Annotated in this window: 27 protein-coding genes; 16 read left to right on the top strand and 11 right to left on the bottom strand. The window is 41.5% G+C overall.

Annotated elements, in window-relative coordinates:
• The first annotated feature begins 28 nt into the window (after positions 1–28).
• The 8 genes from nusB (at position 29) to HDC92_RS02600 (ending at position 4969) form a co-directional block, all read left to right on the top strand.
• Positions 29–979 (top strand): transcription antitermination factor NusB, encoded by a 951-nt coding sequence (gene nusB / locus HDC92_RS02635; protein WP_012781559.1) that lies wholly within the window; start codon positions 29–31, stop codon positions 977–979.
• Between the two features lie 3 nt (positions 980–982).
• Entirely contained in the window at positions 983–1444 is a 462-nt protein-coding gene (locus HDC92_RS02630; protein WP_012781560.1) for a DUF1573 domain-containing protein, read from the top strand.
• Positions 1445–1466: 22 nt separating this feature from the next.
• Complete coding sequence (gene yajC, locus HDC92_RS02625) at positions 1467–1796, top strand: preprotein translocase subunit YajC (RefSeq protein ID WP_012781561.1); 330 nt, start codon at positions 1467–1469, stop codon at positions 1794–1796.
• Positions 1797–1866: 70 nt separating this feature from the next.
• Entirely contained in the window at positions 1867–2814 is a 948-nt protein-coding gene (locus HDC92_RS02620; RefSeq protein ID WP_255484370.1) for a YbbR-like domain-containing protein, read from the top strand.
• Positions 2814–3410: a dephospho-CoA kinase gene (coaE, locus tag HDC92_RS02615; protein ID WP_012781563.1), complete on the top strand. Its 597-nt coding sequence runs from the start codon at positions 2814–2816 to the stop codon at positions 3408–3410. The genes HDC92_RS02620 and coaE overlap by 1 nt, the downstream gene beginning before the upstream one ends.
• A complete protein-coding gene (locus HDC92_RS02610) occupies positions 3407–4348 on the top strand; it encodes an exonuclease (RefSeq protein ID WP_183872104.1) in 942 nt (313 codons plus the stop codon). Before coaE ends, HDC92_RS02610 begins: the two co-directional genes overlap by 4 nt.
• Positions 4348–4509 (top strand): DUF5522 domain-containing protein, encoded by a 162-nt coding sequence (locus HDC92_RS02605; protein ID WP_012781565.1) that lies wholly within the window; start codon positions 4348–4350, stop codon positions 4507–4509. The genes HDC92_RS02610 and HDC92_RS02605 overlap by 1 nt, the downstream gene beginning before the upstream one ends.
• Positions 4510–4519: 10 nt before the next feature.
• Complete coding sequence (locus HDC92_RS02600) at positions 4520–4969, top strand: MarR family winged helix-turn-helix transcriptional regulator (RefSeq protein WP_012781566.1); 450 nt, start codon at positions 4520–4522, stop codon at positions 4967–4969.
• On the opposite strand, the gene HDC92_RS02595 is transcribed toward HDC92_RS02600, so the two are convergent.
• Genes HDC92_RS02595 through HDC92_RS02585 form a run of 3 tightly spaced genes read right to left on the bottom strand, consistent with a single transcriptional unit; the run spans position 4966 to position 6991 of the window.
• Complete coding sequence (locus tag HDC92_RS02595; RefSeq protein WP_012781567.1) at positions 4966–5700, bottom strand: ZIP family metal transporter; 735 nt, start codon at positions 5698–5700, stop codon at positions 4966–4968. The two genes, HDC92_RS02600 and HDC92_RS02595, sit on opposite strands and share 4 nt — an antisense overlap.
• Positions 5700–6263 carry a phosphatase PAP2 family protein gene (locus tag HDC92_RS02590; RefSeq protein WP_183872102.1) on the bottom strand — a complete coding sequence of 188 codons (564 nt, stop codon included), beginning with the start codon at positions 6261–6263 and terminating at the stop codon, positions 5700–5702. The genes HDC92_RS02595 and HDC92_RS02590 overlap by 1 nt, the downstream gene beginning before the upstream one ends.
• Positions 6260–6991 (bottom strand): class I SAM-dependent methyltransferase, encoded by a 732-nt coding sequence (locus HDC92_RS02585; protein WP_183872100.1) that lies wholly within the window; start codon positions 6989–6991, stop codon positions 6260–6262. The genes HDC92_RS02590 and HDC92_RS02585 overlap by 4 nt, the downstream gene beginning before the upstream one ends.
• 156 nt (positions 6992–7147) lie before the next feature.
• Here HDC92_RS02585 and glmM point away from each other — a divergent pair, with 156 nt between their 5' ends.
• Together glmM and HDC92_RS02575 are read left to right on the top strand one after the other, a co-directional pair.
• Positions 7148–8536, top strand: coding sequence for a phosphoglucosamine mutase (gene glmM, locus HDC92_RS02580; protein ID WP_183872098.1), 1389 nt, complete (start codon positions 7148–7150; stop codon positions 8534–8536).
• Between the two features lie 26 nt (positions 8537–8562).
• Positions 8563–9708, top strand: coding sequence for a cysteine desulfurase family protein (locus HDC92_RS02575; protein ID WP_012781571.1), 1146 nt, complete (start codon positions 8563–8565; stop codon positions 9706–9708).
• 17 nt (positions 9709–9725) lie between these two features.
• Here the strand turns inward: HDC92_RS02575 and accD are convergent, their stop codons facing one another.
• Positions 9726–10571, bottom strand: coding sequence for an acetyl-CoA carboxylase, carboxyltransferase subunit beta (gene accD, locus HDC92_RS02570; protein WP_012781572.1), 846 nt, complete (start codon positions 10569–10571; stop codon positions 9726–9728).
• A 128-nt stretch (positions 10572–10699) separates the two neighbouring features.
• Here accD and fbaA point away from each other — a divergent pair, with 128 nt between their 5' ends.
• The 3 genes from fbaA (at position 10700) to HDC92_RS02555 (ending at position 12824) form a co-directional block, all read left to right on the top strand.
• Positions 10700–11779, top strand: a complete 1080-nt coding sequence (gene fbaA, locus HDC92_RS02565; RefSeq protein WP_012781573.1) for a class II fructose-bisphosphate aldolase — start codon at positions 10700–10702, stop codon at positions 11777–11779.
• 147 nt (positions 11780–11926) lie between these two features.
• Complete coding sequence (locus tag HDC92_RS02560) at positions 11927–12433, top strand: low affinity iron permease family protein (protein ID WP_012781574.1); 507 nt, start codon at positions 11927–11929, stop codon at positions 12431–12433.
• Positions 12399–12824 carry a GNAT family N-acetyltransferase gene (locus tag HDC92_RS02555; RefSeq protein WP_183872096.1) on the top strand — a complete coding sequence of 142 codons (426 nt, stop codon included), beginning with the start codon at positions 12399–12401 and terminating at the stop codon, positions 12822–12824. The genes HDC92_RS02560 and HDC92_RS02555 overlap by 35 nt, the downstream gene beginning before the upstream one ends.
• Here HDC92_RS02555 and HDC92_RS02550 read toward each other — a convergent pair.
• From HDC92_RS02550 to HDC92_RS02530, 5 genes are all read right to left on the bottom strand, one after another.
• Positions 12821–13681: a hydroxymethylglutaryl-CoA lyase gene (locus HDC92_RS02550; RefSeq protein ID WP_183872094.1), complete on the bottom strand. Its 861-nt coding sequence runs from the start codon at positions 13679–13681 to the stop codon at positions 12821–12823. The genes HDC92_RS02555 and HDC92_RS02550 overlap by 4 nt on opposite strands.
• Positions 13662–14987 (bottom strand): NAD(P)/FAD-dependent oxidoreductase, encoded by a 1326-nt coding sequence (locus tag HDC92_RS02545; RefSeq protein WP_012781577.1) that lies wholly within the window; start codon positions 14985–14987, stop codon positions 13662–13664. The genes HDC92_RS02550 and HDC92_RS02545 overlap by 20 nt, the downstream gene beginning before the upstream one ends.
• A 102-nt stretch (positions 14988–15089) precedes the next feature.
• The gene (secDF, locus tag HDC92_RS02540) at positions 15090–18062 is read right to left on the bottom strand and encodes a protein translocase subunit SecDF (RefSeq protein ID WP_183872092.1); all 2973 of its coding nucleotides are present in this window, start codon (positions 18060–18062) and stop codon (positions 15090–15092) included.
• Between the two features lie 113 nt (positions 18063–18175).
• Complete coding sequence (locus tag HDC92_RS02535; protein ID WP_183872090.1) at positions 18176–18661, bottom strand: dihydrofolate reductase; 486 nt, start codon at positions 18659–18661, stop codon at positions 18176–18178.
• Positions 18658–19452, bottom strand: coding sequence for a thymidylate synthase (locus HDC92_RS02530; RefSeq protein ID WP_183872088.1), 795 nt, complete (start codon positions 19450–19452; stop codon positions 18658–18660). Before HDC92_RS02530 ends, HDC92_RS02535 begins: the two co-directional genes overlap by 4 nt.
• Before the next feature lie 485 nt (positions 19453–19937).
• Between HDC92_RS02530 and HDC92_RS02525 the strand changes: the two genes are divergently transcribed.
• The 3 genes from HDC92_RS02525 (at position 19938) to HDC92_RS02515 (ending at position 22247) form a co-directional block, all read left to right on the top strand.
• Positions 19938–20168, top strand: coding sequence for a hypothetical protein (locus HDC92_RS02525; RefSeq protein ID WP_012781581.1), 231 nt, complete (start codon positions 19938–19940; stop codon positions 20166–20168).
• Between the two features lie 62 nt (positions 20169–20230).
• Entirely contained in the window at positions 20231–21034 is an 804-nt protein-coding gene (ispE, locus tag HDC92_RS02520; protein ID WP_012781582.1) for a 4-(cytidine 5'-diphospho)-2-C-methyl-D-erythritol kinase, read from the top strand.
• Positions 21035–21080: 46 nt separating this feature from the next.
• The gene (locus HDC92_RS02515) at positions 21081–22247 is read left to right on the top strand and encodes a trans-sulfuration enzyme family protein (protein WP_012781583.1); all 1167 of its coding nucleotides are present in this window, start codon (positions 21081–21083) and stop codon (positions 22245–22247) included.
• A 72-nt stretch (positions 22248–22319) separates the two neighbouring features.
• Here HDC92_RS02515 and HDC92_RS02510 read toward each other — a convergent pair whose 3' ends face one another.
• Both HDC92_RS02510 and HDC92_RS02505 read right to left on the bottom strand, forming a co-directional pair.
• A complete protein-coding gene (locus HDC92_RS02510; RefSeq protein ID WP_012781584.1) occupies positions 22320–22592 on the bottom strand; it encodes a DUF1049 domain-containing protein in 273 nt (90 codons plus the stop codon).
• A 3-nt stretch (positions 22593–22595) separates the two neighbouring features.
• A complete protein-coding gene (locus HDC92_RS02505; protein WP_183872086.1) occupies positions 22596–25406 on the bottom strand; it encodes a TolB family protein in 2811 nt (936 codons plus the stop codon).
• Between the last annotated feature and the right edge of the window lie 99 nt (positions 25407–25505).

Raw genomic sequence — 25505 nt, 5'->3', positions numbered from 1 at the left:
AGGTAATTTACCACTCGTTCTTACATTCATGTTAAACAGAAGGCACTTAAGAATTAAAGCTCTGCAAAATATTTTTGCTTGGCACATGACAGACAAAAAGGATCTGGCTTCCTCAAAGAAAGCGTTAATGCAAAGTATTGATAATGTATACGAAATGTATATATGGATGCTTTCGCTATTGGTTGAGGTTACAGAATACACAGGGATTGACGCTACAGAGCGCGCCAATAAACATTTGCCTACAGCAGAAGACCTGAACCCTAATTTAAAGCTGCTGAACAATAAGTTTGCAGTTACATTGAAAAAGAATCCTGATTTTAGTGCTGCGGTACATAAATATAAGATCAACTGGATGGCCGATCCGGAATTCGTAAAGGCTATTTTTAATACTTTAAAGGTTACTCCAGAGTATGCCACCTACCTGGCCGATGAGAACAACGACCTGGAAGAATCAAAAACGATCATCAAATTCATCTTCAGAAAGGTCATCCTAAAAAGCCATAATATTATACAGGCTTTCGAGGACAGGTTCATCAACTGGTCGGTAGACAAGGAAGTAATGCAGGGAATGGTGGCCAAAACCATCAAAAATTTTACTTCTGAAGATCCTTTTAAAAATAAACTGACGCCGATAAGCCAGGACTGGGCAGAAGACAGCAAATTTGTAGAAGACCTGTTTGTGCACACCTTAAAAAGTGATAAGGAATACCAGGGCCTGATTGCCGAAAGAACCAAGAACTGGGAGTCGGAGCGTATTGCTTTAATGGATACCATCCTGATGAAAATGGCCATATGCGAATTGATGAATTTCCCTTCCATACCTGTTAAAGTAACTATTAACGAGTACCTTGATCTCTCAAAAGATTACAGTACCCCGAAAAGTAATTCATTTATTAACGGTATCTTGGACAAAATTTTAGGCGATCTGAAAAGAACAAACAGCATACATAAAATTGGTCGCGGACTAATAGAAGAATAAATTATGAAACAGATTTTTGTACTGGCACTGGCTGCTTTATCATTTGCTTCCTGCCAAAACACAGCAAAAAAAACTACCGAAGCTGGTCATGCTACTGAAACTGTAGCAGGCGCTCCTGATGCCGCTGTACCTGCAGCTGCCGACGCAGCAGTAATGAGCTTTGAGAATGGAAATTATGATTTCGGGAAGATCAGTCAGGGTGAAAAGGTGTATTACAGCTACAAATTTAAAAATGTAGGTAAAAGTCCCCTGATCATTTTAAATGCCACGGCTACCTGCGGTTGCACTGTACCCGAGGTGCCAAAGGAACCGATTAAACCTGGTGCAGAAGGCGAGATCAAAGTTGTGTTTGACAGCAATGGAAAATCGGGTATGCAAGATAAAGTAATTACAGTTACTTCAAATGCCCATCCAAATATTGCCAGCTTACACCTGACAGGAGAAATTAAAGAACAATCGAATTAATAAACATTTATACATTAACAATATGATATCAACAATAATTTTGCAGGCTCAGGGAAACGGAATGTTAAGCACCTTAGTGCCTATGGTTTTAATCATGGTTGTATTTTATTTCTTCATGATCAGGCCACAGGTTAAAAAAGCAAAAGACCTGAAAAAAATGGTTGAAGCCTTAAAAAAGGGAGATAAAATTGTGACCACTGCAGGTATTCACGGCCGTATAGCCGATATGAACGAAACTACTTTTCTAATTGAAGTAGAAGGTGGCACCAAAATCCGTTTTGATAAAACAGCAGTATCCTTAGATGCAACTAAAGCCGTTGCACCTAAAACTGAAGAAACAACCAAAGCATAGTTTTTAAGCTATAAATACAAAAGCCGCACCCTTGTTTGGTGTGGCTTTTGTATTTGAGTATATTTACGATATGCCATTTATCAAACTCACAAAAATAGAGCGGAAACGCTTCCTTGTTTTGATCACCTGTTTGCTGATCGCAATTGCAGCATGGTTGTTTATGGCATTGAACAATAAATATGTTTATACTGCCAAAACGGTTTTAAAGTATACCAGTATTCCCCAGAAAAAAGCTTTTCATCCTTTACAGTCAGATACAGTAGATTTACAGGTAGAGGGTACCGGCTGGCAATTGCTTTTTGCACGCTTAAGGGTTAACCCGCAATCCATATCCATCAGTCTGGAAAAGCTGAACAACAGCAATTTTATCCTGTTTTCAGAGCAATTGTACAATGTGAACAGGCAGCTGGAAACTTCACAGAAGATCATCTCTGTAAAGCCGGATACCCTGTATTTTGATTTCTCTGAAAAAACAGTAAAAAGGGTACCGGTTAAGCTGAATGCTAAATTTAGTTTTGTAAAACAATATGGCATTTCTAGCCCCATTGAGCTTACACCAGATTATGTAACCATATCCGGACCGGAACAGGAGCTGGCCAGGATTAAAGAATGGAAAACGGATTCTCTTAACCTCGATGACGTACAGTATACCACTAAAAAAGTTGTGGGAATGACACAAAGCAAGTTGAAAAATGTAAGTATTTTTCCGGCAAGTGTTGAGGTAAAAGTACCGGTTGATGAGTTTACAGAAAAAATTCTGGAAGTTCCGCTGAAGATCATCAACAACAATGCCTATTACAGCATAAAACTATATCCAAAAAAAGTGAAGGTAACCTTTATGGTCGCTTTATCTAAATATAGCCAGGTAAATGAAGATTTTATAGAGGCTATAGTTGATATGGATGAATGGAAAAATTTAAACCACAGCAGGCTAAGAGTAAAGATTATACGCTTTCCGGATTATTGCCGGCTGATACAGGTGGCACCGGGTAAAGTTGATTTTATTATTGAAAAGTAATGTTAAAGATTGGGATCACAGGGGGAATAGGCAGTGGCAAAACAACTATCTGTAAGGTATTTGAGACCATGGGTATCCCTGTTTTTTATGCTGATACCGTAGCCAAACAGCTGATGGTAACGGATGAGCTGTTGATGAGCGGTGTAAGGCATACTTTTGGTACAGAAAGTTATGCTGCAGACGGCACATTAAACAACAAACACATTGCTGCAATAGTCTTTAACAACGCTGACGAACTGGCCAGATTAAATGCCTTGGTGCACCCCGCTGTGTTCCGGGCTTTTGAAGTATGGGTAAAACAGGTGCCTGCCCATGTTCCTTATGTACTCAAAGAAGCTGCTTTATTGTTTGAAAGCGGATCGTACAAAATGTGCGACCAGAATATTCTGGTGCTGGCACCGGAAGCGGCCAGGCTACAGTGGGTCATGGAACGTGATGGGGTAAGTGCAGCTCAGGTTAAGGCCAGGATGGATAAACAATTGCCCGATGAAGAAAAGATGAAACTTGCTGACCATCTTATTTATAACAACGAAACAGCCTCATTGATTATCCAGGTGCTTCGATTACACCAGCTGTTTCTAAATAAACCTGAATGATATTAGATGATTTTATAGTGGTTACCAAAACAGGTTTGTTTTGTAAGTATGGCGACTTTTACCTGGATCCAAAGGAAATAGTGAAACATGCAGTAATCTCTCATGCACATGGTGATCATGCGATTGGCGGTAACCTCAATGTATATTGTACCGAAGCAACGGCCCTGTTTATGAAGCACAGGTACAAAAAGTTCGCAGGGGCTGAATTTTATATTAAACCCTATGCTACAGCTTTTGACCTGAACGGAGTGCGTATCAGTTTTATTCCGGCAGGGCATATATTGGGTTCAGCACAGGTTTTAATGGAGTATAAGGGGGTAAAATATCTTTATACCGGAGATTATAAGCTACAACCAGATAAAACCTGTGAACCCATTGAATTTGTAACTGCCGACGTGCTGATTACAGAAACTACTTTTGCGGACCCTGGTACACAACATCCGGTGGCAGAAGAGGAGATCCTGAAATTAAATGCTACGCAGAACAATATTATGCTGGGTGCTTATTCATTAGGTAAGTGCCAGCGACTGATTAGTTTAATGAATGACCATTGTATAGAAAAAAGGATATTGGTACACCACAGTATGTTGCCTTTTATTAAAATATACGAACAGATGGGGATAAAACTTGGGCGGTACGAGGCTTACGACCGCAAGGTGATGAAAAACAATGTAGCCAATATGGTTTATATGGTGCCCCCAATGGTGTTTAGAAGCTATTTTAAGGCCATTAATGTAATCAGGGTATTTGCTACCGGCTGGAAACACCTGCAAAACAATCATGAAATCCAGTTGTATATATCTGATCATGCCGATTGGAACGACATTCTTTTTACGGTAGAAAAGGTAAAACCTACGCAGATATGGACCAATCATGGAAGTGGAATTCAACTCAAAAGTCATTTTGAAAGAAGTTTGGTCGTTAAATTGCTTAACTGATGAAAGAAGGGGTAGACTACTATTTTAACGAAAAAGGTTTAATGGTGTTTACCGCCGGATACCACCTTAGACGTGGGTATTGCTGTAAAAATAAATGTAAACACTGCCCCTGGGGTTTTGGCAAAACCAAACTAAAAGAAAAGCCCGGGGAAGATAAATAAAGGAATAAAGATGCAGTTGCAGAAAGAAACGCTGACTACGCGATTTGAAAGTATACATCACCAGGCGATCGTGAATGTTTTTCATACAGGAAACTGGTGCAATGAAAAATTGAAGCAGACCATACTGCCCTTTGAAGTAACTACACAACAGTTTAATATACTCAGGATTTTACGGGGGCAATACCCCAACGCCTGTACAGTGAATTTTCTGAAAACAAGAATGCTGGATAAGATGTGTGATGCATCTCGGATCATAGACCGGCTGGTGCAGAAAGGGTTGGTGCTGAAGGCCTCCAATGCAGAAGATAAAAGGGCAGTAGATATTCTGATCAGTGATAAGGGCCTGGCATTGCTCAAAGAAATGGACAAAGATGTAAGCCTGTCTGTACTGATCTCCTCTAACTTAACAGAAGAGGAAGCCCGGCTGCTGAATGATCTGCTGGATAAAATGAGGGGTTAATGTGCATGACTATGCCCACCTGAGGTATAAAAACCTATAAGGGCAATGGCCACACCACACAACACGGCAATCATTTTACGCCTGCTTACCTTATGGTCAACACTCGACTCAAACAGGATGGTGGTAGAGATGTGTAAGAATATCCCGATCACAATGCCCATGATCTTGTTAAAATAGGCCTCTACGCCACCAATGCTTCCATTGCTGATGCCGTAGCTTACATAAAAGCCGAGGGGTGCCATAATGGCAAATAAGCTGATGTAAAACACGATACTCTTTCTGGTAAACCTGCTCTGTAAAAGAATGCTCGCCAGTGCAAAAGCGGCAGGTATATGGTGCAGGGCAATGCCATAGATCAGGGCATTGTGCTGGTCTTTTGCCAAAGGCATGCCTTCTAAAAATGCATGCAGGCACAAACTGATCATGATGCCATAAGGGAACGCCTGGTTTTCATTGTGCTTATGAATATGTCCGTGTTCCACACCTTCCGAAAACTGTTCCAGGAAAATCTGTAACAGGAACCCGATTAAAATATATATCCCGATCTCGCTATGGTCAGGGCCGCTGTAGGCGTCGGGTATCAGATGTAATACGGTAATGGCAAATAAATAAGCACCACTAAACGATAGAATTAATTTCAGTAACTGGGATTTGTCGCTTTTAACCAAAAAAATGGCTATACCGCCTAAAAACGCGCTGAGAAATAAAATGAGTAATTTCCAGATTTCCATTATAGTTGTGGTTGTAATGTTCTATAAATTTTAGCTGTGCATAAGCCTATTGTAGTGCCCAATAAAGCCCCTACCATGGTATCTATAGGGTAGTGTACCCCAACATAGATCTGTGAGAAAGAAATGATAAAAGCCCAGGCCAGACCTATTGGCAATACCGGTTTCCACTTGTCATAAAATACAAATATCAGGAACACCGCAATGGCAAAGTGATTGGTGGCATGCGCCGAAGGGAAGCTGTAGCCGCTTCCACAGGGTACCCTGTGGATGATCTGGTCTATCAGACTGGGTTCGTTACAAGGCCTTAGTCTTGCCACAAAGGGCTTAATGAGCCGTGATGCAATCAGATCGCCCATAGCAAAAGTGGCCAGCAGCATACCAATAATGTACCAACCTCTTTTTTTGTATTCTACAAAGGAAAAAACAACAATAAACAAATAAAGGGGAGCCCAGGTATACCTGTTTCGCATGAGGGGCAGCAACCAGTCAAAAAAAGGATTGGCCATACCCCTGTGAATTTTTAAAAACAGGTCTACATCAAATTGTTGCAGGCTTTCTATCATGCTTTTTTGCAGATTAATATCAAACGGTCCGATTTATTTTCATCAAATTCCTCTAAACCATAGCTTCCAAATTTGGCACTGATGCTTAATCCTGCTTTTTGAAACATCCGTTCAAAGTCTGCCAGCTTAAAAGCCTGTACCCTTTCTTCAAAGGCAAAGGGCTTACCGCGGTGTTCAAAATTGATGTGCTTGATGATCTTACCATTGGCCACAAATTTACTCAAATGGAATTCTATCCCCTCAACAGTTTTGGTTTCTTTATGGGTAAGGTTCTTGATGATCTTTTCAGTATTAAAATAATCTATTACCAGGGTTCCATCAGCTTTTAAGCCCTTTCTGAACGACTTTAAAGCATTTACATGGTCTTTTTCAGTTTCAAAATATCCAAAACTGGTGAACAGGTTTAAAGCGATGTCAAAGTAATTGATGAAACACAGTTTGCGCATGTCGTGCACAAAAAAGTGCAGGTGTTTTTGCTCAAACTGCTGTGCATATCTGATGCTTTGTTCTGAAAGGTCTATTCCGGTTACATCGTAGCCTTTTTTATTGAGGTAAATGGCATGCCGGCCACGTCCACAGGCTATGTCCAGTATGCGTGATTCGGCTGCTGGTTTTAAATAGGCAGAAAGGTTGTCAATTAAGAATTCTGCCTCAGCATCATTACGTTGACTGTAAAGAATATGATAATAAGGAGAGTTAAACCAGTATTGAAACCATTTGCGCTGCATAGTTAACATTTTAAAAAACACAAATATAGTGTTTTGGTTGCAACAGATAAGTTTATTTGCAGAGGAGATGCAATTTAAAGCATTAATTTATTTATGACCCAACTTAAATAATTGGTTAGCTGATTTTTTCTTATTTTTGGTGAAAATCAGAATAACTTGACACTTATAAAATCAATCTCCGGAATCAGGGGAACGATTGGTGGCATCGCCGGCAATGGTTTAACCCCTATCGACATCGTAAAATTTACAGCAGCTTATGGCTCCTGGGTAATCAACAGAACCAACATTAAAAAAATTGTTCTTGGCCGCGACGCCAGGATCTCTGGTGAAATGGTAAACAACCTGGTCATCGGAACATTGCAGGGACTGGGCATTGAAGTGGTAGACTTGGGTCTGTCCACTACTCCTACAGTTGAAATTGCAGTTCCCATGGAAAAGGCAGGGGGTGGTATTATCCTCACAGCAAGCCACAATCCAAAACAATGGAATGCTTTAAAACTATTAAACGATAAAGGCGAATTTATCAGTGATGCAGATGGGAAAGAAGTGCTTGATATTGCTGAAAAAGCAGAATTTGAGTTTGCTGATGTGGATAGCCTGGGCAAAGTACTGAGTAATGATACCTACCTGCAAAAACACATCGATATTATCCTGGCATTGCCTCTGGTAGATGTTGAAGCAATTAAAAAGGCCAATTTCAAAATAGCCATCGACTGTGTAAACTCTACCGGTGGAATTTTTGTTCCGGCCCTCTTAAAAGCGCTGGGCGTAGAAACTATATACGAACTTTACTGTGAACCTGATGGCCGTTTTCCGCATAATCCGGAACCTTTGCCTGAAAATTTAACTGAAATTGCTAAAGTAGTACAAAGTAAAAAGGCAGATCTTGGTATCGTTGTAGATCCGGATGTAGACCGTTTGTGCTTTGTTTGTGAGGATGGGGAGATGTTTGGTGAAGAATATACATTGGTGGCCGTAGCAGATTATATCCTTAAAAATACCCCTGGTAATACCGTGTCCAATCTGTCTTCAACCAGGGCTTTGCGGGATGTAACCGAAAGTGCAGCCGGAAAATATAATGCCTCTGCTGTGGGCGAAGTGAATGTCGTAAACCAGATGAAAGCTACAAATGCCATCATCGGTGGCGAAGGGAATGGTGGTATCATTTATCCTGAACTGCATTATGGACGCGATGCTTTGGTCGGTATTGCCTTGTTCCTTACCCATCTGGCAAAATCGGGCAAGTCCATTTCTGTATTGCGCAGCAGCTATCCTGAATACCACATCTCCAAAAATAAGATCACACTTACACCAGAGATGGACATAGATGCATTGCTGATTAAGGTGCAGGAAAAATATAAAGACCAGCCAAACAGCACAATAGATGGCTTAAAGATTGAATTTGATAAAGAATGGGTGCACCTGAGGAGGTCAAATACCGAACCGATTATCCGTATTTATAGCGAGGCAGGAACGGAAACTGTAGCAGAGGGGCTTGCAGCAAAGATCATATCAGATATCAAAGAAATATTAAAACTGAGCTAACAAAAAAACTAACTAACTTATTTAACATGGAACGGGTTTATTTAGATAATGCCGCCACCACGCCTTTGGATAAGGAAGTGATGGCGGAGATGGTAAATGTAATGCGCAATTATTACGGAAACCCTTCATCTATTCATGCACAGGGGCGTGAAGTCCGTACCTTAATTGAAAAGGCCCGCAAAACGGTTGCTGGGCTGTTAAACGCAACGCCTGCCGAGATATTTTTTACCTCGGGAGGTACGGAGGCTGACAATACGGCCATCCGTTGCGGTATTGCAGCCTATAACATCAAACATGCCATTACTTCTAAAATAGAACATCATGCGGTAGAGCATACGCTTAACATGATGCTGGAACAGGGAGTGATAGACAAGCTTAGCTTTGTAGATATAGATGAAAAAGGTAATGTTGATTATGTGCACCTTGAAGAACTCCTGAAAAACAATGAGCGCTCTTTTGTATCACTGATGCATGCCAATAATGAACTGGGTACCTTAACAGATATAGAACGGGTTGGCGACCTCTGTGAACAATATGCTGCAATTTACCATTGCGATACCGTGCAAACGATGGGACATTACAAACATGATGTAAGAAAATTAAAAGCCCATTTTATGGTGTGTGCGGCACATAAGCTGCATGGCCCTAAGGGAGTCGGTTTCTTATTTGTAAACCACAATGTCAAAATAAGTCCGATGATATTTGGCGGTGCCCAGGAGCGCAATATGCGTGGGGGCACAGAGAATGTGTACGGAATTGTAGGTTTGGCTAAAGCCCTGGAAATTGCTTATGCCGAAATGGAAAACCATCAGCAGCACATTCAGGAATTAAAGGATTACCTTAAGCTTAAACTGAATGAAATTCCCGACGTATATTTTAACGGGGAAACGGATTCAGAAAAGAGTTTATATACCGTACTGAGTGTTTCTTTCCCAGCAATGGATATGGCCGATATGCTGTTGTTTAACCTGGACATTAATGGCATTTCAGCCTCTGGCGGCAGTGCGTGTTCCTCCGGTTCCAATATTGGCTCGCATGTGCTTACGGGTATTCATGCCGATCCTAACCGCCCTTCGGTTCGCTTTTCTTTCAGCAAATACAATACTAAAGAAGAGCTGGATTATGTAGTTGAAAAAGTTAAAGAGATTGTAGATAAAAATGTAGCGGTTTAATTAAACCGCTACATTTTTTAATTCTTCATCATTTTAAGGAAAGCCGCCAGTTTCGCTTTCATTGCCCTGCGGTCTACTATGAAATCTAAAAAGCCGTGTTCCAAAACAAATTCGGCAGTCTGGAAGCCTTTAGGTAAATCTTTTTTGATAGTTTCTTTAATCACCCTGGGACCCGCAAAACCTATTAATGAACCTGGTTCAGCGATATTGATGTCGCCCAGCATAGCATACGAAGCAGTTACACCACCAGTGGTAGGGTCGGTCAATAAAGAAATATACGGGATTTTAGCCTGACTTAACAAAGCCAGTTTGGCCGATGTTTTAGCCATTTGCATTAATGAAAATGCAGCTTCCATCATTCTTGCACCACCTGATTTTGAAATCATCAGGAAAGGGATTTTGTGTTTAATGCTATAATCAATAGAACGGGCAATCTTTTCACCAACTACCGAGCCCATCGATCCGCCAATGAAGTTAAAGTCCATACAGGCCACTACCAGGTCTTCACCCTCTATTTTACCATGAGCAGCTCTTATAGCATCCTTTAAGCCGGTTTTAGCCATGCTTTCTATTAGCCTTTCTGTATAGGGTTTGCTGTCTGTAAAGTTCAGGGGGTCGCCCGAGGTCAGGTTCGGAAATAGTTCTGTGAACTGATTGTTGTCGAACAATACCTGGAAATATTCTTTGGAACCCACACGCAAATGATAATTGCAGTATTGGCAAACATATTTATTCTCTAGCAGGTCAGCACTATGTAAGGCCTTTTTACAATTCGGGCACTTATTCCATAAACCGTCTGGTGCCTCTTTCTTTTCTTCTGTTGATGTACTGATACCTTTTTTTTCTCTCTTAAACCAAGCCATGTTATTTGTTGAAAAATGCGAGTACAAAGAAACAAAAAAAAATTAGAACACCCTGCGCTAGTTTAGCCTAAATTAATTTGCCTAAACCTATATTTTTCATAACTTCGGCGTATCTAAAATTAAAAATAATGAGTTTAAAAGGCTATAAAGGCGTAATTTACGGAGATGCCGTTCAGGAATTGTTTGAACAGGCTAAGAAACATCAATTTGCATTACCTGCAGTTAATGTTACCGGAACCAATACCATCAATGCTGTGATGGAAACTGCCAAAGCAGTTAATTCACCGGTTATGATCCAACTTTCTAACGGTGGTGCACAGTTTTATGCAGGGAAAACATTAAATAATGATAACTTAAAAGCCTGTGTACTAGGTGCAGTATCTGCAGCTAAACATGTTCATTTACTGGCAGAGCATTATGGTGTTGCAGTGGTATTGCATACAGACCATGCCGCAAAAAAATTGTTGCCATGGATAGACGGATTGCTTGATCATGGTGAAAAATTCTTTGCTGAACATGGTAAACCATTGTTTTCTTCCCATATGCTCGATCTTTCGGAAGAGTCAATTGAAGAAAATATGGAAATCTCTGCTAAATACTTAGCGCGTATGGCTAAAATGGGCATGACCATCGAAATTGAACTTGGCGTTACCGGCGGAGAGGAAGATGGCGTAGATAACAGCGATGTAGATAGCTCTAAATTATATACGCAACCTTCTGAAGTAGCTTATGCTTATGAAGAACTGAGCAAGGTAAGCGATAAATTTACAGTAGCTGCAGCATTTGGTAACGTTCATGGTGTATACAAACCGGGTAATGTTAAATTACAACCGGTTATCCTTAAAAACTCTCAGGATTACATCAGGGAGAAATTTGGCCTCACTGCCGAAAAACCTATCAATTTTGTTTTCCATGGTGGTTCTGGTTCTTCTCAGGAAGAGATCAGGGAAGCAATTTCCTATGGTGCCATTAAAATGAATATAGATACCGATATGCAATGGGCATTCTGGGAAGGTATTCTGGATTATTATAAAGCCAATGAAGCTTATCTTCAAGGGCAGATTGGCAACCCGGATGGCGAAGATAAACCAAATAAAAAATACTATGACCCACGTGTTTGGTTACGCAAAGGTGAAGAAGCTTTTGTGGCCCGTTTAACTCAGGCTTTTGAAGACCTGAACTGTAAAGATGCCAGCGACAAGTTGTAACTATTTTATAAAATGACTTAAAGCGTCATGAGGTCAAACCTTATGGCGCTTTTTTTGTAGTTTTAATATTCAGCATTGCTTTTCTGATGCTGAATACTTAAGTAAAAAATTTCCTGATGATTCAAATCCATAAAACAGAATATACTGATGAATAAAAAAGAAGGAAAAAATAACAGTTTATTTGAACGTTTTGCTAATGCTGCAACTACCTTTACGGGCAGTTCAGCCGCTTTTATTACCGCTACCGCTATTGTGGTGATATGGGCTTTAAGCGGGCCCGTATTCAATTATTCAGAAACCTGGCAGCTTGTGATCAATACCGGAACAACCATTATTACCTTTCTGATGGTGTTTTTAATTCAAAAGGCACAGAATAAAGATGGAAAAGCCATCCAGTTAAAACTGAATGAACTGATTGCTGCTCATGAACGTGCAAGTAACAGGATGGTCGATATTGAGGACCTGACTGAAAGGGAGCTTGACCAGTTGCATAAATTTTATGTAACGCTGGCAGACCTTGCTAAAAAGGAAAATGACATTCATTGTTCTCATTCCATAGATGCTGCCGGGGAAATCCACGAAATTAAAAGAAAAGTAAAAACTATATCAAAAAAAATTCATGGAAGCACTGCTCGTAAACAAGATCAAAAATAAGGAAGAGCTGGAAAAAGCATTTGCGATAAGGAAGAAGGTATTTGTAGAAGAACAGAACTGTCCGCCAGAACTGGAATGGGAACACGAAGAGGAATCGATCCATTTTCTTGCCGAAATTAACGGAGAAGCCTGTGGGGCATGCCGCTGGCGTAAAACTGACAAAGGTTATAAACTGGAACGTTTTGCTGTTTTAAAAGAGTTCAGGGGCAAAAGAATAGGGCAGGCCCTGGTAGCTGCGGCACTGGCAGATTTGCCAGAAAATGCCCACTACATTTACGTCCATTCACAATTGGATGCGATGCGGATGTATTCAAGGTTTGGCTTTATGGCCGAAGGTGAACAATTTGAAGAAGCAGGAATCCAGCATTTTAAAATGGTAAAAAAAAGCTAGTGAAATATTTTGGCAGAGAAGCGGAGGGCTTCCTGCCATTTTTCCATATCCAAACCTAAATGCTCGTCTTTAGTCTGTAAATAATAGATGAGCTCTTCTGTAGCCATATTGCCGGTTAAATCATCACTGGCCATCGGACAACCACCAAAGCCTTTTAATGCGCTGTCAAAACGCCTGCAACCACTTTCATAAGCTGCCTGGATCTTTTCATAACGTGTATTTGGGGTACTGTGTAAATGCAGGCCGATTTCCACATCAGGATAATGTCTGATCAGGCCCGGTACAATTGCCCTGATCTTTTCAGGCGAGGATATACCGGTAGTGTCTGATAAAGCCAGGATTTTAGCTCCCTGACCAACCAGTTCGGCGGCCCATTTTTCAACAATTTCAGGGTTCCATTCATCGCCATAAGGATTGCCAAATCCCATAGATATATAAATTACTGCTGTTTTTTGCCACTTTTCACAACTTTCCAGCAGTCGTTTAACAGTGTCTGTGGATTGTGCAATGCTCGAATTGGTATTGCGTTGCTGGAAGGTTTCTGAGATAGAGAAGGGGAAGCCCAGGTAACTGATCTCCGGATATGAACAGGCAGCTTCAACACCCTTTAAATTAGCTACAATAGCCAATAGCTTTGAACGTGTTGTGCCCAGGTCCAGTTTTGCTAAAACCGCTGCCGTATCACGCAGTTGGGGAATGGCTTTTGGGGATACAAAGCTACCAAAGTCTATGGTGTCAAAGCCTACCTGCAGCAACAGGTTAATATAGGCGGCTTTAAGGTCAGTATCAATAAAGTCATGTATGCCCTGCATGGCATCTCTTGGGCATTCTATTAATTTAACTGGTTTTTGTCTCATTTTGTACGGCTAATTCCTCGTCTGTACTTTTTTCTTTTAAAAATGGGCGGATGATCAACCTGGTACCCCTGTCGTAACTAAAATAGCTCCATACCCAGTTTACAAATACCACCAGTTTATTTCTAAAGCCCACTAAGGTCATCAAATGTACAAACATCCAGGTGAACCAGGCAAATACACCCTGAAATCTGATCTTGTGCAAATCTACCACCGCCCTGTTCCGGCCAACGGTGGCCATTGCGCCCTTATCGAAATATTTAAAGGGTTCTGTTGGCTTTTTTTCAATGATGTTCATCAGGTTTTTTGCCAGCAGCTTTCCCTGCTGTATGGCTGCAGGGGCAACACCGGGATGTCCGTTAGGAAACTCATCAGTGATCATGGCGGCTACATCGCCAAGGGCATAAATATTGGTATAGCCATCTACCAGGTTAATCTCATTTACTTTCAGCCGGTTGCCCCTTACTACCTTTTCGGCATTCAGGCCATCTAAAACCACCCCTTTAACACCGGCCGACCAGATGACCGTTGAGGAAGGGATGTGCTGTCCGTCAACCAGGCTCAGCATAGCACCATCATAAGCAGAAACACGGGCATTGTTCATGATGGTCACCCCAAGTTCATGAAGAAAATCGGCTGATTTTTGTTGTGCCTGTACAGACATGGCGCCCAGCAATTCCGGCGACCCTTCAATCAGGTAAATATTTACATCATCAATATTAAGTTCAGGATAGTCATTCTTAAGTACATGTTTTTTCAGCTCGGCCAGTGCCCCCGCAGTTTCCACACCTGTGGGGCCGCCACCAACCACCACAAAATTCAGCAGTTGCGCCCGCAACAGCGGGTCTGCGGCTATTTGTGCAGCTTCCAGGTTCTGTAAAATTAAACTCCTGAGATTTAGCGCTTCAGGAATTGATTTCATGGGCATGGCATTGTACTCAATTTCTGCCTGTCCGAAAAAATTACTGGTTGAGCCTGTAGCAAGTACAAGATGGTCATAGTCAATCATGCCGATCGAAGTTTCAATGGTATTTTCGGCAGCATCTACTTTGTGTACTTCTGTAACCCTGAAAGTCAGGTTCTTTTGCCCCTTGAATATTTTACGCAAGGGGAAAGCGATAGAATCAGCCTCTAAACCTCCTGTAGCCACCTGATAGAGCAGGGGCTGGAAGGTATGGTAATTGTGCTTATCCAGCAGCATCACATCTACGTTTTTATTGCGTAGTTTTTTGGCCAGTTCAATTCCTCCAAATCCACCACCTACAATTACAATTCTTGGTTTGTTGCCTTTTGGGAAATGTTGCTCCATAATCGTGTTTTCAGTAAATGTATAACAACAATTGGTAAATATATATAACAACAAAAGGCATCCCAAAAAGGATGCCTTTTATTATCATTTATAAGTAATTACTTATTTTTTGTCTTTTACTTTGGCTTCACCCAAATCCAATACAATTGGTGTAGAGATACACAGTGAAGAATAAGTACCGATAATACGACCAATTAACAGGGCAAATATAAAGCCGCGGATACTGGCGCCACCAAAGATAAAGATAACCAGCAATACAAAGAACACGGTTAATGAAGTCAGAATAGTACGGCTTAATGTACTGTTCAGCGCAAAGTTAATCAGTGTTTCTCTTTCTTTTCCATGCAGGTCTTCTTTACCAGATTCAGCAAGTTTCTCACGGATCCTGTCAAATACAACTACAGTTTCTGTCATGGTATAACCCATAACTGTCAGAATAGCAGCTATAAAGTCCTGGCCAATCTCTAATGAGAAGGGCAGTACCCCATCTAAAATGGTATAGAAAGAAAGTACCAGCAATACATCATGGAACAAAGCGATAACCGCACCTAAACCATAATTTAGTTTTTTAAACCTTACTACGATATAAATAAACATTACCAGGCAGGAGAACAATATGGCACCATAAGCACTGTATACAATATCGCTTGCAATGATAGGGCCTACCTTTTCGTTACTTTCAATAGTATAATTCACACCTGTTTTGGCCAAACCTGCTTTTAAGGCATTTTCTACAATTTTATCAGCCTGGATATCAGAATCTGTGATGTGGAAAGTAGTAGTAATTTTCAGTTCATTATCAGCACCCGCAGTTTTAACAATGGTCTCCGATTCAGGGAATACAGCAGCCAGCTGTGCTTTCACATCTTCGGTATGCATGCCTTTATCGAAGTGAACGATATAAGTTCTACCCCCTTTAAAATCGATACCCAGGTTTAAGCCGCCATGTTTGAAATAGAAGATGAAACCTAAAACAATGATTATTGAGGATATGGTATAATAAAGCTTTCTGTGTCCAACAAAGTTGAAAGCGATATTTTTAAATGCGTGAATGGTGTATTTGTTGCCAAAAGTAATGTTGGCTTTTTTGTCTAACAAGGTATCGAAGATCAAACGGGAGATCAGTACGGCACAGAATAAAGAAGAAAGGATACCAATACAAAGGGTGGTGGCAAAACCCTGAACCGGGCCGCTACCGAATACATAAAGGATCACACCCAGTACCAATACCGTTACGTTTGAATCGATAATGGATGACATGGCATGTTTAAAACCTTCTTTAATGGCTACAGGTGTAGATTTACCTAAAGTAAGTTCTTCCCTTACACGCTCAAAGATCAGGATGTTTGCATCTACCGATAAACCGATTACCAGTACGATACCGGCAATACCCGGTAAGGTAAGCACGGCACCCAGCGATACCAGTATACCCATGATGAAGAACAGGTTGATCACAAGGGCAAGGTTGGCTACCCATCCGGCTTTGTTATAATACAAAGCCATAAAGATCAGGATCACTACGAAGGCCAGCACAAATGACAGCAAGCCATTGTGTATGGCCACTTCTCCAAGGGATGGACCTACAACGAATTCTCCAACAATTCTTGCCGGTGCAGGTAATTTACCTGCTTTTAAGATGTTGGCCAAATCCTGTGTGTCGTTTACTGTAAAGTTACCGGTAATAGAAGAAATACCGTTAGGAATCTCATTTTGTACCGTCGGTGCAGAATAAACAGTATTGTCCAGTACAATAGCTATTGCTTTTTTATTGTTGGCATCCGCCGAAGCTTCTGCAGTGATTTTTTTCCATTTGGCAGCACCATCGCCGGTCATGTACATGGTTACTTCAGGTTTGCCTTTCTGGTCATAATCATGACGGGCATCGCTAATGGCTTCGCCACCTAAATCTGGTTTACCATCCAATGAAGTCACTTTAATGGCATACAGTTCAAATATTTTACTTGTATTGGCCACACCCAGGTCGGCAGGTTTGGCACTCCACATAAACTTATAGCTCTGAGGAATGATGGCTGCAATTTCTGGTCTTTTAAAGAAGGCGTTTACTTTAGCTGTATCTTTTTGCGCAGTCCAGCCAACAACTGGTCCCGGGCGCAATGCCGGCTGACCGTTTTCCGATTGGTAGGTTGGAGGTGTCAATACGGCAAACAATGGGTTAGATTTGGCTGCCTCATTGTTTTTTAAGCTTAATGAATCTTTAGCATCAGCTTTTTTAGCCAGTCCTGCCAGTTTACTTCCGCTTTTTGCTGTAGTATCTTTAGCTGCACCTGTAGCAGCTGTTGTATCTTTTAAAGTAAGGGCAAGTGTTTTGTTGATATTTTCCAAAACCGGATATACTTCCTCGTTCTGGTAAACCTGCCAGAACTGTAGTTCGGCAGAACCTTGTAACAATTTATGGACACGCTCTTTGTCCTGCACACCCGGCATTTCGATAAGGATACGGTTGGTACCTTCCTGTTTCTGCATGTTCGGGCTTACTACACCGAAACCATCAATACGGCTTCTGATGATAATGAACGAACGGTCGATAGCACTGGTAGCTTCTTTAGATAAAAAGCTTTTTACTTCGTTATTGCTTGCATTTGGTTTTAATAGTTTTGCATTGTCCTGATTAGAGAAAAAATCTACCAGGTTCTTACCCGGCGCAAGTTTTTCATATTCATTCACAAACAAACTGATGAAATCTTTTCCACCAGCATTTAATTGTTGCTGAGCATTGGAAAGGGCTTTGTTAAAATTAACATCATCTGTATTGCTGGCCAAAGATTTAACCAGTTCACCTAACGATATTTCCATCGTTACGTTCATACCGCCCTTAAGGTCAAGCCCCAGTTTAATTTCTTTTGATTTGCAGAACTGATAATTAAATCCAAAAAGCGGATAAACAGGCACGGTGGCCATCGAATCTAAATAAGCTTTTTCTTTTTCTACGTCCCCTTTAGCGTAAGCTTTTGCGTCTTTTTCAACTTTAGAGGTAACAAAGTTGAACGAGAGATAATACACACAGACAATACCTAAAAGTATTGCCAAAAATTTAATTAAACCTTTACCCTGCATTTGTTTGTAATTATTAGTCTATATATGCTATATATTTTTTTAACAAGTCGGCAAATCTAATTATTTTTTTAATTAATAGACCACCTTATTGATTTTTTATTATAGGGCTTCAGCTATTTGCGCAGCAGTGTCGAAAATGTGTAAGCAAGGTTGTTTTTTTCGTCGGGCTGATGTGGCTCATTATCAACTTCCTCCCATTTTTTTTGATCAATTTCGGGGAAATAAGCATCGCCCTCAAACCCTGCATGTACCGTGGTCAGGTAAATCTTATCCGTTTTGTCCATCGCCTGTCTGTAAATTTCTGCACCGCCCACTATAAAAACCTCTTTTTCGGCTGTGCAGAGCGCCAAGGCCTGATCTATGTTGTTCACTACTTCAGCCCCCGGTATTTCCAGGCTGTTTGAGCGGGTAATTACAATATTGCGTCTGTTGGGTAGTGGTTTGCCAATGGAGTCAAAGGTTTTGCGGCCCATAATAATGGTATGCCCGCTGGTGAGCTGTTTAAAATGTTTCAGGTCTGTAGGCAGGTGCCACAACAGTTCATTGTTTTTGCCGATGGCATTGTTTTCGGCAATCGCCACAACTATGGATACGGTCATACGGCTACTGCTCCTTTAATGTGTGGATGCGGGTCGTAATCTTTCAGGGTAAAATCTTCATAGCTGAAACTGAATATATCAGTTATTTCAGGATTGATTTCCATGACCGGTAATTTTCTGGGTTCACGGCTCAACTGTAACCTGGTTTGTTCAATGTGGTTATTGTACAAATGGGCATCTCCCAGGGTATGGATAAAATCTCCATAAGCAAGGCCACATACCTGGGCCACCATCATGGTCAGTAAGGCATAAGATGCAATGTTAAAAGGAACTCCTAAAAAGATATCCGCACTGCGCTGGTACAATTGACAGCTTAGTTTTCCATCGGCCACATAAAATTGAAAAAAGGCATGACAAGGTGGTAGGGCCATGTTTTCAACTTCAGCAACATTCCATGCCGAAACAATGATCCTTCTCGAATCCGGATTGTTTTTAATGGTGTTTACAATCTGCGCAATCTGATCGATATGACCACCACCGGGTTTGGGCCACGACCGCCATTGCGAACCGTATACCGGTCCAAGGTCGCCATTTTCATCCGCCCATTCGTCCCATATCTTTACCCCGTTATCTTTCAGGTATTTGATATTGGTATCGCCACTTAAAAACCAGATCAGTTCATGAATGATCGATTTCAGGTGTAGTTTTTTAGTGGTCACCATAGGGAAACCTTCCTGCAGGTTAAAACGCATCTGGTAGCCAAATACGCTGATGGTTCCGGTTCCGGTACGGTCGTGTTTTTGTGTGCCATGATCCAGCACATGCTGCATCAGATCTAGATATTGTTTCATTATATTACTGGATACTTGCCAGGCAAAAGTACGTATTAATGTGTACATATAAAATAAGGGGAACTTTGTTGACTGAGTGTCTGGTTATTGTTTGGTTACGGCTTACTAATACTAGGTCTTTTATAGGTGTTTTCTAGGTGTTTCATACGTGTCTCGTAGCTGTATACACCTAGAAAACCGATTTTAAACGCAATTTTTCCATGATTTTAGCACCCTCTTTTTATTAACCTAACCAAAGGCTTTACACCTCTTCCGGCTCACTTATGTCTGGCCCAAAGCTTCTTCTGTTATGGTGTAATTGAACTGGTCTTCCCTTATCCCTGATGTATCTACAATTGAAGCAGCCATAAGGAAAGGATAAGGAAACTATATCCGAAGGTTAAAGCAAAAGGTCGGGCATAGCAGATGACCTGAGGGTACCTGAAAATGTGGATAAGTTGATAACCTTTGTTTCTTAGGTTTAAAGTTCTTCGTATTTTTATCAGATGAAGATCGGATTATACGCAATTCTTACGGCATTACTCATTGCCGGATCATACTTTGCCGGTGCTAAAATGGACAATCCGCTGCTGGCCTACGCAGCAGGTGCTACACTTACGCTCATCCTGTTTTTATGGAACATGTCCAGGTATGCTAAAAAAGCTGCACAGCGTAAATACAGAGAACGCATGTTTCAGCAGCACATGCGCATGACTTTGCGCAACCAGTGGCATTAAAAGTAAATATAAGCTGTTTGGTTTTTTGTAAGTTTACGGCCTGAACAAAATAGATATCGCCGATGCTTGCATTTGCCAATGCCAAAATAAACCTTGGCCTAAACGTTACCCGAAAAAGACCTGATGGTTATCATGATATCGAAACGGTCTTTTATCCTGTAAAGCTGAATGATGTTGTTGAGATTACTGATTCCGAAAACACCATATGTCTTGTAAAAGGGATAGATGTGCCCGGAGATACGCGGGATAACCTATGTTTAAAGGCCTTTAATTTGTTAAAAAAGGATTTTGATTTGCCTGCACAGCAAATTACTTTGCTGAAGAATATTCCGGTGGGCGCTGGTCTTGGTGGGGGTTCTTCAGATGCAGCACAGCTGATCAGGCTGGTAAATGACAAATTTAAACTGGGCCTATCTGTAGTAAAAATGCAAAACTATGCCCGGGAACTGGGTGCAGACTGCGCTTTCTTTATAGAGAACCGACCTGTTTATGCTTTTGGAAAGGGGGATGAATTTCAGCCAATCGCAATAGATTTGTCAAATTATTATGTGGTACTGGTAAAACCGCCTGTTCATGTCTCTACGGCAGCGGCTTATGCGGGAATTAAGCCTGTAATTCCTAGCAGATCGGTAAAAGATTTAATACATTTGCCCTTGAAAACATGGAAACAGCATCTTGAAAATGATTTTGAATCCACTGTGTTTTCGAAATACCCGGAAATTGAACTGGTCAAAAAAAAACTTTACCAATCGGGTGCCCTCTTTGCTTTAATGAGTGGAAGCGGGGCCAGTGTTTTTGCAATTTTTGAGCATGAAGTCAGTTTGCCGGAACTGGAAAATGGGAATAAAGTGTTTTACAACATTTAATTCCTTTTGAAAATAAAAATATTTACGTGGATCATCAATAAACAAAATGCAAGAAGACAATTTCGAAACGTTGGCCATACGTTTACAAGCCGAGAGGACCCAGTTTAAAGAACATTCGGTACCACTGTACCTGACATCCAGTTACAAATTTGACGATGCTGAGGATATGCGTGCGCTTTTTGCGAACGAGAAGGAAGGAAATGTTTACAGTCGCTACGCAAACCCGAACACTGATGAACTGATCAATAAAATGTCGGTACTGGAAGGTGCAGAGGCAGGCTGGGCAACAGCTAGCGGAATGGCCGCCATATTTACTACTTTTTTAACTTTTTTAGCATCGGGCGATCATGTGTTGTCCAGTCGTTCTGTCTTTGGTTCTACGCATCAGCTGCTGAATAATATTTTTCCTAAATGGGGCATCAGTTATACCTATGCCGATCTGGATAAACCGGAAGAATGGGAAAAAGGAATACAGTCAAATACAAAGATGATATTTGTTGAAACGCCGTCCAACCCTGGTATTGATATCATAGATCTGGAATGGCTGGCTAAACTAGCGAAGAAAAACAACATAATGCTGGTGGTAGACAATTGTTTTGCTACCCCATATTTACAGCAGCCGATAAAACTCGGGGCTGATATTTCCATTCATTCTGCTACAAAATTTATTGACGGGCAGGGACGTACCCTTGGAGGTATTATCCTCGGTTCGGCAAAACACATCAAAGATATTGAAGGATTTGCAAGACATAGCGGACCTGCCATGTCGCCATTTAATGCCTGGTTGCTTTCTAAAAGTTTGGAAACACTGGCGGTGCGTATGGACAGGCATTGTGAGAACGCTTTGAAGGTGGCTGAATTTTTAGAGGCACATGCCAGCATCAAAAAAGTAATGTATCCGTTTTTACCGTCGCACCCTCAGTATGAAATCGCTAAAAAGCAGATGAAACAGGGTGGTGGTATTGTTACTTTGGTTATTGAAGGGGGTGCTGAAGCGGCCAGCAGGTTTATGAATAAATTAAAAATGTTCTCTATCTCGGCCAATCTTGGCGATACCCGTTCTATCGCTACGCACCCGGCTACCAGTACGCATTCCAAATTAACGGAAGCGGAACGTTTACAGGTAGGTATTGAGCAGGGGACCATTCGTCTGTCTATCGGCTTAGAACACATCAATGATATCATCGGGGATATTGAACAGGCCCTGGTATAATTGCAAGTTTAATGAACTGAGAAAGCCCTGTATCGTTTAGATGCAGGGCTTTCTCAGTTAACCAGACCAATATCAGCTGATGTAATCCCGGTCTTCGTCGCTCAGGTTATTTTTTTTTGTGCTGTGCTCATCAATTTCCCTGTCGTACGTACTTACCGTTGTTTTAGGCCGTCCGGCCCAATAGCCGAGTACAAAACCTATAAAAGTACATACGCCCACCACCAGCAGTTTGGAAATGTCTTTTTTCAGAAAAATAAAATTAAATTCCACTGCATCGGTATTGATCATTAAAAAAATAGTGATCAGGGCAGTAAAAATGATAATGAAAACGGTCTTTACACGCATAATTTAAAAACTGTAGTTTAAAATTAACTCTAATATAGGGTTTTGGTGATAAGTTTTGTTTACAAATACACATCTGGCCCCTAAATCTACGATGGGTTGGTAACGGAGTACGTTCATGCTGGTATGCAGTTCAAACCCGTAGGTCTTGGGTTCGGCCAAGGTAGTGCCCGCACCGATGTTCTCATAATGACAAAATAAGCCGCCCCTGAAATTTCTAAAATAAGCAACAGGGCCAAGTTCTGCATCGGGGAAGGCAATAGGGAACCTGTAATTGAACAATAAGGTGTTTTTGAGCATACTTGTTGCCCTGATGTTGTTATAGCCGTATACGGCGTTAATTTCCCTGTCGTACTTTCTTACTCCGGTGGCGGTTTGATAATTAAAATTGGCCAGAAAGGAATGGTTCCTGAAAAATCCGGGAAAGTAAAGAAAACCCTCTGCAGCAAACAGGCGACCGTCCAGCTGTTTGTCAAAAGGCTGGTGCTGATAGGTAAACCTTAAAATCTGTGCCCATTTTGGGGCAATATCGCGTTCGGCCTGCCGCATAGCGTGGGTAAAGGTAAATCCATATTCCATAGGAAACCGGAGTACGGAGATGTAGTTTCCGGGCATGTTCTGGGCAGCGTACCGCTGGGTAAAGCTGGTAGCTGTTTTTAACGACAAACTGTAAGTATCGCCCAGAGCGTTCAGGTTAATGGGCAGCAAGGCCTGCAGCTGAATATTGTGCTCACGCCAGTCGCCCTGATAAATACCCTTGTTTGTACTGTAAAATGTTCTTCTTGGCCTGTTGCGATAAGTAGTGCTGATAATGGGATAAAAGCTTTTCAAACTAAATCCGACATTGTATTCAAAACGGTCCAGGTCACGGTGGTATTCCGCTCCGGCAAAGGCGCTCAGGGTATTGAGCAGGTTGTCTGAGTTGAGCTGTAATCCGAACTGGTATTCATCTTCAATGATCGGGATCACGCTGTGTACATTAAATAAATTTCCCAGGGCTGCGTAAGGCCTGGACGTGTAAGTGCTGTCGGGAATTTTTGAAAATACATTGCCGGTATTTTCCTGTTTCTGGGCAGGTTCACCGAAATAGACAAAATTATTTTTTTCTGGCCGAAGGGCCTTCAAAGGCATTTCGGCAACTTCATACCCTCCGGGCATATAATTGTTAAAAATTACAGTGGATGAACTTTTGCTGAATGACGGATTGAACGCACCGTATTTTGCGTCGCTCAGTGCGCTTATTTTCTTTGACTGGACATCTACGCTGTAAATGTTGTCAACTCCGCTGTAATGCGCGTTAAATGCGATTTGCTGGTCAATGAATATGGGCCTTGTGATCTGCTGTTGCGATGGGGCGATCAGTTGTCTGGTTTGTCCCGACCTGTTGCTGGTCCATAAGGCCTTGCCCTGCTCGCTGACACTGATGTAGGCAACTGTATGGCCATCTTCACTGAAAGAAGGGGTTTGCAGGATCAGGTTTTCCGGATTTGGATAGGTGTACAACAGTTTTCCATTGCCTGCATCCAGCTCAACCAGATTGCACTGGTTGCTCAGGTCAAACCTGACTGCTATTATTTTTTTACCATCAGCAGAAAGGGAAGGCGAGAAGAGCCTGCTTTTACTGCTTAACTTTTTGACAAGCTTGTATTTCATATCGTAGCTGCAGATTACACTGTAACTGCGTTGACGGTACCTTGGATCATACCGGATCTCATCCCAAACAATAAGTCCGTTGGCATAACTGTACCATGGTTGTTCCTGCGGACCAATGTTCAGCAATCTGGTTTCTTTCCGGTCTTTGCCTATAACCGTAAACTGAGGAACATCGGCTTTACTTTGCTTTAAAGTTAATATGGTGTTTGCTGTTAATCTTACCGGAAGAAAGTAGTTACTGGCGTAGCTGGACGGTTTGTTTAGTGCGCTGTAATTTTCTGTATGGGATTTTTCGGCCTGTGCTGTCCATTTTTCTTTCAGCAGGCTGTTGGTTTGCTTAAACCATTGGTGGCTTCCTTTGCCTGTAAATTTTTTAAGGGTATTGGAAAAAGGGTAGAGACGGAAAGGGCGGCGGCGGATATCGGTAAGCACACTATCGAAAATATATTTACCCTCCTGCTTTCTGATGTTGGAGGCCATGAGGTAGCCCAATTGATAATAGCCGGGCGTGATGTCTTTGTCGGAGCCGAAACTGGCTTTGCTGTAAGAAAAGTTTTTGCCTTCCAGCAGGGCTGCCCGGTAAGGCATGATCCATGAAGGCTGTCTTCCCCGGCCGGCATTGGTCAGTGAAGTTTCAGTGCTCACGGCATCGCCTTCAAAAAACCAGATCGGGATACTTGCCCCGAACCAGGCGAGGTGAACTTCTTCCGGAAAAGGGTGGGCCTTCCCGCCGGTTAGTTTGTCGAACTGGGCCACGTGCCGGAGCTCGTGTACAGCAAGGTTGTTCAGCCAGTCCTGACTGTCGAACTGCTGCGGAGGGGTGGTATAAAATTCCGACTTTTTTGGGCCCAGCTGAACGAAGCCGTTTGACACTACCCCACGGTTTTGGAGGAGTACCGGAATGCTTGTTTTTTGCCGGCCCAAACTGCCCCCTACATAAGGGTAAATGTGAGGTAGGGTATTGGCCATTCTCTGGGCCTCTTTTTCCAGCTCCCGGGGATAGATGACTTTAAATCCGGAAGCTTGAATCTGACGCCATTTTACACTAAGTGGGTTTTGTTCTGCATTGAAAATCTGTGAAAAAACAGGATATGAAATAAAACTTAATATTAATGTTATTTTTAAACTGATTGTCAATGATTTATTGTTGTTTTTTTGGTTCATTTAGGTGTTTTACTAAAATAGTTAGTATTTTGAAATTTTTAAATCAGATTTTATATTATCTTTTATTTTAAGTGTATTAATTATTTATTTGATTTTTAA

It is taken from the genome of Pedobacter sp. AK017, assembly GCF_014200825.1.
Taxonomy (GTDB): domain Bacteria; phylum Bacteroidota; class Bacteroidia; order Sphingobacteriales; family Sphingobacteriaceae; genus Pedobacter; species Pedobacter heparinus.
Note: the sequence above shows the minus strand (reverse complement) of the source record. Positions and strands in the feature narration are given on the sequence as shown.

Excerpts from the sequence above, each read along its gene's own strand:
- ispE (WP_012781582.1), top strand. The coding sequence starts at position 20,231 with ATGCTTGCATTTGCCAATGCCAAAATAAACCTTGGCCTAAACGTTACC.
- fbaA (WP_012781573.1), top strand. The coding sequence starts at position 10,700 with ATGAGTTTAAAAGGCTATAAAGGCGTAATTTACGGAGATGCCGTTCAG.
- HDC92_RS02545 (WP_012781577.1), bottom strand. The coding sequence starts at position 14,987 with ATGGAGCAACATTTCCCAAAAGGCAACAAACCAAGAATTGTAATTGTA.
- HDC92_RS02525 (WP_012781581.1), top strand. The coding sequence starts at position 19,938 with ATGAAGATCGGATTATACGCAATTCTTACGGCATTACTCATTGCCGGA.
- HDC92_RS02595 (WP_012781567.1), bottom strand. The coding sequence starts at position 5,700 with ATGGAAATCTGGAAATTACTCATTTTATTTCTCAGCGCGTTTTTAGGC.
- HDC92_RS02530 (WP_183872088.1), bottom strand. The coding sequence starts at position 19,452 with ATGAAACAATATCTAGATCTGATGCAGCATGTGCTGGATCATGGCACA.
- HDC92_RS02505 (WP_183872086.1), bottom strand. The coding sequence starts at position 25,406 with ATGAACCAAAAAAACAACAATAAATCATTGACAATCAGTTTAAAAATA.
- HDC92_RS02510 (WP_012781584.1), bottom strand. The coding sequence starts at position 22,592 with ATGCGTGTAAAGACCGTTTTCATTATCATTTTTACTGCCCTGATCACT.
- nusB (WP_012781559.1), top strand. The coding sequence starts at position 29 with ATGTTAAACAGAAGGCACTTAAGAATTAAAGCTCTGCAAAATATTTTT.
- HDC92_RS02605 (WP_012781565.1), top strand. The coding sequence starts at position 4,348 with ATGAAAGAAGGGGTAGACTACTATTTTAACGAAAAAGGTTTAATGGTG.
- secDF (WP_183872092.1), bottom strand. The coding sequence starts at position 18,062 with ATGCAGGGTAAAGGTTTAATTAAATTTTTGGCAATACTTTTAGGTATT.
- HDC92_RS02610 (WP_183872104.1), top strand. The coding sequence starts at position 3,407 with ATGATATTAGATGATTTTATAGTGGTTACCAAAACAGGTTTGTTTTGT.
- HDC92_RS02535 (WP_183872090.1), bottom strand. The coding sequence starts at position 18,661 with ATGACCGTATCCATAGTTGTGGCGATTGCCGAAAACAATGCCATCGGC.
- HDC92_RS02630 (WP_012781560.1), top strand. The coding sequence starts at position 983 with ATGAAACAGATTTTTGTACTGGCACTGGCTGCTTTATCATTTGCTTCC.
- HDC92_RS02600 (WP_012781566.1), top strand. The coding sequence starts at position 4,520 with ATGCAGTTGCAGAAAGAAACGCTGACTACGCGATTTGAAAGTATACAT.
- coaE (WP_012781563.1), top strand. The coding sequence starts at position 2,814 with ATGTTAAAGATTGGGATCACAGGGGGAATAGGCAGTGGCAAAACAACT.
- HDC92_RS02585 (WP_183872100.1), bottom strand. The coding sequence starts at position 6,991 with ATGCAGCGCAAATGGTTTCAATACTGGTTTAACTCTCCTTATTATCAT.
- HDC92_RS02515 (WP_012781583.1), top strand. The coding sequence starts at position 21,081 with ATGCAAGAAGACAATTTCGAAACGTTGGCCATACGTTTACAAGCCGAG.
- HDC92_RS02620 (WP_255484370.1), top strand. The coding sequence starts at position 1,867 with ATGCCATTTATCAAACTCACAAAAATAGAGCGGAAACGCTTCCTTGTT.
- HDC92_RS02550 (WP_183872094.1), bottom strand. The coding sequence starts at position 13,681 with ATGAGACAAAAACCAGTTAAATTAATAGAATGCCCAAGAGATGCCATG.
- yajC (WP_012781561.1), top strand. The coding sequence starts at position 1,467 with ATGATATCAACAATAATTTTGCAGGCTCAGGGAAACGGAATGTTAAGC.
- HDC92_RS02575 (WP_012781571.1), top strand. The coding sequence starts at position 8,563 with ATGGAACGGGTTTATTTAGATAATGCCGCCACCACGCCTTTGGATAAG.
- HDC92_RS02590 (WP_183872102.1), bottom strand. The coding sequence starts at position 6,263 with ATGATAGAAAGCCTGCAACAATTTGATGTAGACCTGTTTTTAAAAATT.
- accD (WP_012781572.1), bottom strand. The coding sequence starts at position 10,571 with ATGGCTTGGTTTAAGAGAGAAAAAAAAGGTATCAGTACATCAACAGAA.
- HDC92_RS02560 (WP_012781574.1), top strand. The coding sequence starts at position 11,927 with ATGAATAAAAAAGAAGGAAAAAATAACAGTTTATTTGAACGTTTTGCT.
- HDC92_RS02555 (WP_183872096.1), top strand. The coding sequence starts at position 12,399 with ATGGAAGCACTGCTCGTAAACAAGATCAAAAATAAGGAAGAGCTGGAA.